This is a genomic window from Levilactobacillus fuyuanensis (assembly GCF_003946395.1).
In the GTDB taxonomy this organism is placed as follows: domain Bacteria; phylum Bacillota; class Bacilli; order Lactobacillales; family Lactobacillaceae; genus Levilactobacillus; species Levilactobacillus fuyuanensis.
In genome coordinates, this window is record NZ_RHNZ01000036.1 from 1 (window position 1) to 7,558 (window position 7,558).

The 7,558-nt window shown below is 47.6% G+C and carries 6 protein-coding genes and 2 tRNA genes; 2 read left to right on the forward strand and 6 right to left on the reverse strand.

What is annotated here, in order from left to right:
- Window positions 1-137: 137 nt before the first annotated feature.
- The 5 genes from eno to EKM73_RS12465 all read right to left on the reverse strand — a co-directional run bounded on the left by eno (window position 138) and on the right by EKM73_RS12465 (window position 5,966).
- On the reverse strand, window positions 138-1,457 hold the full coding sequence (gene eno, locus EKM73_RS12445; RefSeq protein ID WP_125702112.1) for a phosphopyruvate hydratase: 1,320 nt from the start codon (window positions 1,455-1,457) through the stop codon (window positions 138-140).
- Between the two features lie 108 nt (window positions 1,458-1,565).
- Window positions 1,566-2,324, reverse strand: coding sequence for a triose-phosphate isomerase (gene tpiA, locus EKM73_RS12450; RefSeq protein WP_125702113.1), 759 nt, complete (start codon window positions 2,322-2,324; stop codon window positions 1,566-1,568).
- Between the two features lie 143 nt (window positions 2,325-2,467).
- Complete coding sequence (locus EKM73_RS12455) at window positions 2,468-3,670, reverse strand: phosphoglycerate kinase (protein ID WP_125702114.1); 1,203 nt, start codon at window positions 3,668-3,670, stop codon at window positions 2,468-2,470.
- Between the two features lie 187 nt (window positions 3,671-3,857).
- Window positions 3,858-4,868, reverse strand: coding sequence for a type I glyceraldehyde-3-phosphate dehydrogenase (gene gap / locus EKM73_RS12460; protein ID WP_020088223.1), 1,011 nt, complete (start codon window positions 4,866-4,868; stop codon window positions 3,858-3,860).
- A 69-nt stretch (window positions 4,869-4,937) separates the two neighbouring features.
- Window positions 4,938-5,966 (reverse strand): sugar-binding transcriptional regulator, encoded by a 1,029-nt coding sequence (locus tag EKM73_RS12465; RefSeq protein WP_125702115.1) that lies wholly within the window; start codon window positions 5,964-5,966, stop codon window positions 4,938-4,940.
- A gap of 253 nt (window positions 5,967-6,219) precedes the next feature.
- On the opposite strand from EKM73_RS12465, the gene EKM73_RS12470 reads away from it, so the two are divergent.
- Window positions 6,220-6,291: transfer RNA gene (locus EKM73_RS12470), tRNA-Arg, on the forward strand.
- A 188-nt stretch (window positions 6,292-6,479) separates the two neighbouring features.
- Here the strand turns inward: EKM73_RS12470 and EKM73_RS12475 are convergent.
- The gene (locus tag EKM73_RS12475; protein WP_125702116.1) at window positions 6,480-7,091 is read right to left on the reverse strand and encodes an ECF transporter S component; all 612 of its coding nucleotides are present in this window, start codon (window positions 7,089-7,091) and stop codon (window positions 6,480-6,482) included.
- Between the two features lie 271 nt (window positions 7,092-7,362).
- On the opposite strand from EKM73_RS12475, the gene EKM73_RS12480 reads away from it, so the two are divergent.
- Window positions 7,363-7,434, forward strand: a tRNA-Arg gene (locus tag EKM73_RS12480).
- Window positions 7,435-7,558 lie beyond the last annotated feature (124 nt).

Here is a 7,558-nt window from a genome sequence, read left to right on the forward strand (position 1 = left end):
CATTCTTTGATTATACAAAAACATCCGTTGCCAGTAATCAAATTCGTTTGATTACCAACAACAGATATTTTAGAACCCAAAAAAAGTGGTATTTACCCACAAATGAGTAAATACCACTTTCCGATTAAACTTTTGAATTACTTGTTAACGATGGCCAAACGTGCGTCTTCGTCCAAGTTGTAGAAGGAGTGAATCCCCTTGTATTCGGAAGTCTTACCTAATTGGTCTTCGATCCGCATTAATTGGTTGTACTTAGCGATACGTTCGCCACGGCTCATTGAACCAGTCTTGATTTGGCCGGCGTTCAAAGCAACAACTAAGTCAGCGATAGTCGTGTCTTCAGTTTCACCAGAACGGTGAGAGATAACGGCCGTGTAACCAGCTTGCTTAGCCATTTCAACGGCTTCAACAGTTTCAGTCAAAGTACCGATTTGGTTCAGCTTGATCAGGATAGAGTTACCAACACCCATCTTGATACCCTTAGCCAAGTAGTCCGTGTTCGTAACGAACAAGTCGTCACCAACGATTTGGACCTTCTTGCCTAAGCGCTTCGTAGCCATTTGCCAGTCTTCCCATTCGTTTTCGTCCAAAGGATCTTCGATGGAAACAACTGGGTACTTGTCAACGATACCTTCAAGTAAGGTAACGAATTCTTCAGCAGTGTATTCCTTACCGTCACCCTTAAGTTCGTACTTCTTGGTGTCAGCATTGTAGAATTCTGATGAGGCACAGTCAAAGGCGATAGCAACGTCCTTACCAGGTACGTAGCCGGCGTTCTTGATAGCTTCGACTAAGATTTCGAATGGTTCTTCGTTGTTCTTCAAGTCAGGAGCAAACCCACCTTCGTCACCAACGGCAGTAGAGTAACCCTTTTCGTTCAACAAGTTTTTCAAGTTGTGGAACGTTTCGGAACCCATCCGGATTGCTTCAGTAACGCTCTTGGCACCAACAGGCATGATCATGAATTCTTGGAAGTCAACCTTGTTGTTGGCGTGCTTCCCACCGTTGATAACGTTCATCATTGGCGTAGGCAATACGTGACCATTGAAACCACCAAGGTAGTTGTATAATGGTTGGCCTAATTCATCAGCAGCAGCCCGTGCAGCAGCTAAGGAAACACCTAAGATAGCGTTAGCACCCAGCTTACCCTTGTTTGGCGTACCATCAAGGTCGATCATAGCTTGGTCGATAGCACGTTGGTCGGTTACATCGTAACCAACGATTTCCTTGGCAATAAGGTTGTTAACGTTGTCAACAGCCTTAGTAACACCCTTACCCATGAAACGACTCTTGTCGCCATCACGAAGTTCAACGGCTTCGTGTTCACCAGTTGAGGCACCAGAAGGAACGATCCCCCGGTCCATAGCACCGGCTTCGGTGTAGAGTTCAACTTCAACAGTTGGGTTACCACGAGAATCTAAGACTTCGCGTGCGTAAATATCAGAAATAATAGACATTTTTTGTATTCTCTCCTTATGAAAGTTTGGCTTCACGGGAACAAGACAACCATCCCATGCTTTATTCTATAAGTTTAACTTTGAACTTTCAATCACAATTTTACCGTTTTACAAATTTTGGTAGTTTGCGAGCTGGATAAATGACTGCTCATCGAGGCTAGAACCCCCGGCCAGCACGCCATCTACGTTGTCTCGCGTCATTAAACCCGCAATGTTGTCGGGTCGCACACTACCACCATATAAAACGCGAACCCCGTTAGCGACTTCATCGGAATAAATATCGGCTAACGTTTGGCGAATCAGGTAACAACCATCTTCGGCCTGGTCGGATGATGCCGAATTGCCACTGCCAATCGCCCAACTGGGTTCATAAGCAATCACGATCTTCGCAGCATCTTCAGCGCTGACCCCTTTCAGGGCAGCGGAGACTTGGTTGACGACCCAGTGGATCTTTTCTCCGGTCTCCCGGCGACCCATCGTTTCATCACAACACACGATTGGGGTCATGCCGTTGCGCAACACGGCGAGAACTTTACGGTTGATTACATCATCCGTTTCGTTAAAATAACGCCGCCGTTCGGAATGACCCACGATGGTATAAGGAATCCCCATCTCGTGGAGGGCCTTGGGACTGGTTTCACCAGTATAGGCTCCCTCGTCTTCGTAGTAGCACGTTTCCGCAGCAATCTTCAGCACATCGTCCTGATTGGCCTCCAGCATCGTCTGTAAGAACAATGCCGGTGCCGCGATCGCCGTTTCCACGGTATCAGCTGTCGGTAACTTACCCTGAACTGCCTCAATAAAGTGGCGCGCTTCAGTGACCGACTTATTCATTTTCCAGTTACCTGCAATCAGGGGTATCCGCAACCTAATCCACCCTCTCCAAAAATAAATTGACTACGCCCATCATCTTACCGAATTCGCCACTGATTAGCCAGTGAAGCGCCTCCGCGATCGACGACCGTCACAATAAAGAGCCGTGATGACCGGCACCACAGCTCTTTATGAATTTACTTATCAGAAATTGCGGCAATTCCTGGTAACGTCTTACCTTCAAGGTATTCCAGAGAAGCACCACCACCGGTAGAAATGTGGGATAACTTGTCAGCAACACCGAGTTGTTGAACGGCAGCAGTGGAGTCCCCACCACCAACGATAGTCTTGGCTTCAGTCAAAGTTCCTAAGAACTTACCGATTTCCAAGGTACCTTCTGCATAATTACTCATTTCGAAGACGCCCATTGGGCCATTCCAAACAACCGTCTTAGCTGACTTCAAAACATCTTCGAATTCAGCAACAGACTTAGGTCCGATATCCAAGGCCATGTAGCCATCTGGAATATCGCCGTCAACCGTCTTGTGAGCGGCATCGTTATCGAACTTTTCAGCAACAACGGAATCAGTAGGCAGAACCAGCTTGTCGCCGGCCTTGTCTAAGATTTCCTTAGCTAAATCAATCTTGTCCTTTTCAACTAATGAGTTCCCAATCTTCATACCCTTTGCAGCGTAGAAGGTGTAGGTCATCCCACCACCGATAAGAATCTTGTCAGCCTTAGCTAACAAGTTGTCAATAACACCGATCTTGTCGGAAACCTTGGCACCACCCAAGATAGCAACGAATGGATGTTCAGGGTTATCCACGGCTCCACCGATAAAGGTGATTTCCTTTTCCATTAAGAAACCAGCAGCGGTTTGGGCCATGTTAGAAGCGATACCAACGTTTGAAGCGTGGGAACGGTGAGCCGTACCGAACGCATCATTAACGAAGACGTCACCCAATGAAGCCCAGTACTTACCCAATTCAGGATCGTTACCGGATTCACGTTTAACGTTTTCGCCGTTCTTAACGTCTTCGTAACGGGTGTTTTCCATAACTAAAACATCACCATTGCTTAAGCCGTCAATAGCGTCTTCAAGCTGCTTGCCCTCAGTCGTTGGGACAAAGGTAACAGGCTTGTTCAACAAGTTTGACAACCGTTCTGCGACTGGACGCATGGACAGTGCTGGCTTGTCTTCTTCCTTCTTGATCCGACCTAAGTGGGATAAGAGAATAGCCTTGCCACCGTGTTCGATGACGTACTTGATAGTTGGTAATGCAGCAACGATACGGTTATCGTTACCGATCACACCGTCTTTGATTGGGACGTTAAAGTCGACCCGCATCAGGACTTTTTTGCCCTCTAAGTCTAAATCAGAAACTGTTAATTTAGCCAATTTAGAAAACCCTCCTTGATTGCTTATCAAAATAAATGATTACTTTCACAATATACAGCACTTACCTTCAGATTTCAAAGGACTTGTGCGATTTTTTAGGCCCAATGAAAAACGCGTCGGAGAATTCCCTCCTCCGCCGCGTCTCATTGAATATTTAAAATTTTAAACGACTTGCGCCGCTAGCTGATTAAAGCGTAGCGAAGTGCAACAAAGTACGAACCATGTTGCAAGTGAAGCCCCATTCGTTGTCGTACCAAGCAACAGTCTTAACTAATTGCGTGTCACCGGCAGTCGTAACTTCCGTTTGAGTTGGGTCAAATACGGAACCATGAGGGTCATCGATGATGTCAGTTGAAACAATTTCATCACCGTTGTAACCAAAGGCATCGTTACCTTCAGTGTGCTTCTTGATAGCATCGTTGATTTCGTCAGCAGTAACCTTCTTGTCCAGAACAGCTACTAATTCAGTCAATGAGCCATCAACAACACCAACACGTTGTGCGTGACCTTGTAACTTACCCTTTAAGTCAGGGATAACTAAACCGATAGCCTTAGCAGCACCAGTAGAGTGAGGAATGGTGTTGATACTTGCGGTACGGTTGTTACGCATCTTCTTGCCACGAGGGCCATCCAAGATCATTTGAGTAGAAGTGAATGCATGGATAGTCGTCATAGTCCCAGCCTTGATGCCAAATTCTTCGTTTAAGAAGTATGCCATTGGGGCCAAGCAGTTGGTCGTGCAAGAACCAGCAGAAACGATAACATCGTCTTTGCTCAATACGTCCAAGTTAACACCTGGAACAACAGTCGTAACAGCACCGGCTGGAGCGGAGATCAATACCCGCTTAACACCAGCATCGAGGTGAGCTTGTGACTTTTCTTCGGAAGTGTAGAAACCGGTACATTCGAGGACGAAGTCAACACCGTCGTTCTTAACCCAAGGAATATCTTGAGCTTTTGGTTCAGCGTATACAGGGTATTCCTTGCCGTCAACCACGATACCTTTGTCCGTAGCTGAAACTTCGCCAGGGAAACGACCATGAGTTGAGTCATACTTCAACAAGTAAGCTAACATTGAAGGTGTCGTCAAATCGTTGATGGCAACAACTTCGATGTCACTTGAGTGGAGTTCGTGAATCCGCTTGAAAGCCAAACGGCCGATACGTCCGAAACCATTAATACCAATCTTTACAGTCATACTGTGATTTCCTCCTTCAGGAAGCAAATAAAGAATAATTTTTTTAAAAAGCAGTACGTGTTAAGTGTATCACTTTTTTAAAACAAAGTCAGCAGCTCCTTCATCGGTTATTAACCAAGTCGAAGCTGGCGCTAAATGCATGTAGGCCGCAATTGCGGCGCCCTTTTCGGCACCGCCAGCAACGGCCACTACTAATTCTTTAGCGGCTAAATCGGCGATATCAACGCCGATGCGGGGAAATTTACTGACGACGTGACCTTCGGCATCAAAGAAATGGCCAAAGGCTTCCCCCACCGCATGGGCCGCAGTCAAGTCGGCAATCACGTGCGGTGCAATCTTTCGGCGTTTGGCCATCACGAATGCCTGGCCAATACCGTGAATCACAACGTTACTCTGGTCAATCAACTGCAAAACCTCGTGAATCGCTGGTTCCGCAAACAGTGGCTTATAGGTGGCCGTTGTTAGCTGTTCTGGGACAAATAGTGACCGAAACTCACCATTAGTCTGCTGGGCCATCTGTGCGCTAACCGCGTTGGCTTGAATGGCCGGTGATTCACCGACCCCGCCACGGGCTGGCACAAACAACAACTGCCGATTGACCGACAACGCTGGTGTCAACGCCGACGCAACGGCTGCCATGGTATGCCCGCCCATCACTGCAACGGTACTCTTGCCAAGAGGCAGCTGATCCGTTAAGACCTGGCCAGCGGCCTGCCCCATCCCCATCAGGGATCCGGTAGGTGCTGTGCTGTCTCCCGGTACAATCGTACAATGCGCAATGTGTAGCTTCTTAGCGAGCTGGTCTTCACGTTCCTGCCAGCCAGACAGATCATCCATAACGGGCTCTAACCCCCGTAAAAGCTGCTGTCCGGCAGTCGTAATCTGCATACCCTTCGCTGACATCTGAATAAAGCCCAGTTCAGCGAGGGCATCCGTCGTCGTCCGAATCGTTCGCTCGGAACAGTCCAGGCTGGTGGCTAAAGTTCGCCGACCAACTGGCTGGGTATTCGCAATACCTTGCAGGACACGGAACCGATTGGTTAGCTTGGTCACCATTTGAGGGACGATTGCTTCGACCCACTGCCAATCTTCACGCATCCAACTTACCTCCTAGTGGGACGATTACCGACCAGCGGTGGCAGATAAACGCCCACTTCGGTCAAAAAAATTCAGGCCAACCAGAGCTAACCTTACGTTTGTAAGTATATGCTCTCAACTATGAGATTGCAAGACAATACTCCCGAAGATTTTAGACCTATTTCCCCGGAAAATAAAAATATTTACACGACCCCTTGAATTTATATTCAGCTTCGGGTATAGTAATTAGGTGCTCAAAAAGCATGCGTGTTATGCGCCCGTAGTGTAATGGATCGCACGTAAGATTCCGGTTCTTGAAATGGGGGTTCGATTCCCTCCGGGCGCATCACTATCAATTTGGCAAACTCATCCCTCGTGGATGAGTTTTTTGTTACCTGCAATGATTTTGTGTCGAAAAAGGCTTGGGACAAAATCCCAAGCCTTTTCGTACCAACTCTATTTGGTCGAAACGTGTGCCAAGGCTGCTGATTCCGCTTAAAACTGATAACTGCCCTTTGTTTCACACTATTCAGGTTATTTCAATAGTTGCGCGTTAATCTTATCCCAACGCTGACGCAACGGCACAGCAATCAGGGGGGCAACCAATACGTCCAAAATTAATTCTGGGACAGCATTGGTCACCAGCGAAATCATCAGGACATACCCCAGCGTTTGATTGCCCTTCGCCCCAAAGGCCGTCGCCACGGCTGGTGTTTGATAGAAGAAAAAGACCATGCCGAGTACCAAAATCGTATTCGTTAAGGCCGCTACTGCCGCTGCAACCCGCATTGAACGGCGCATCGACCACTGGTGTTGACGCCCCCAGAGATAGACGAGGCCAGCTCCCAAGCCCATCAACAGCCGAGGCACAACCGATACCAACGGATTTGTAAAGACCAGTGGTGCCACAGGACTGGACGGCCAAGTGAAGGCCCGAATGAACGTGATCACACCCCAGAAGCCCCCTATTAGCATGCCATCCTTTGGACCTAACGCGGTTCCAGCCACAATGACCGTCAAGCCAATCAGGGTCATGCTGAAGGGCCCCAGTGGAATATACCCCAGAAACGGGAAGATATTTTGTACCAAAACAATCGCCATCAATAGTGCATTCACGACGAGGCGAAAAGTCTTATGTCGCGTCATTTTAAGTGACCTCCACGTAAAGTTAATGCCGATATTATAGCATGATTTAACCGATTGTGGGAAATTGCGATGTCTCAGGACCAACGACGTAAGTCCCCCTCAATCGCCTGAAGAAACTAATCGCCTTGCCATGCTACTTTTAAGCCAAACAATTCTACTTTCCTCCTGGAACAAACCGTGCCAAATCAGGACATTCCTACCTCTCACCATAAACTAACTTGTATTTTTATCCAAAATCAGTTATAGTAGTTAAGGTGTTGTTAACCACTATGCGCCCGTAGTGTAATGGATCGCACGTAAGATTCCGGTTCTTGAAATGGGGGTTCGATTCCCTCCGGGCGCATCACTACCAATTCGGTAAGTCCCATCCTTCGTGGATGGGACTTTTTGTATTGCCTTTAGGCCCAGTTGAGCACGCTAAAGCGTGCGAAACAAAAACCCACCCGCTATGCGGGCGGATAGCAAAA

Excerpts from the sequence above, each read along its gene's own strand:
- EKM73_RS12465 (WP_125702115.1), bottom strand. The coding sequence starts at position 5,966 with ATGCGTGAAGATTGGCAGTGGGTCGAAGCAATCGTCCCTCAAATGGTG.
- EKM73_RS12475 (WP_125702116.1), bottom strand. The coding sequence starts at position 7,091 with ATGACGCGACATAAGACTTTTCGCCTCGTCGTGAATGCACTATTGATG.
- eno (WP_125702112.1), bottom strand. The coding sequence starts at position 1,457 with ATGTCTATTATTTCTGATATTTACGCACGCGAAGTCTTAGATTCTCGT.
- gap (WP_020088223.1), bottom strand. The coding sequence starts at position 4,868 with ATGACTGTAAAGATTGGTATTAATGGTTTCGGACGTATCGGCCGTTTG.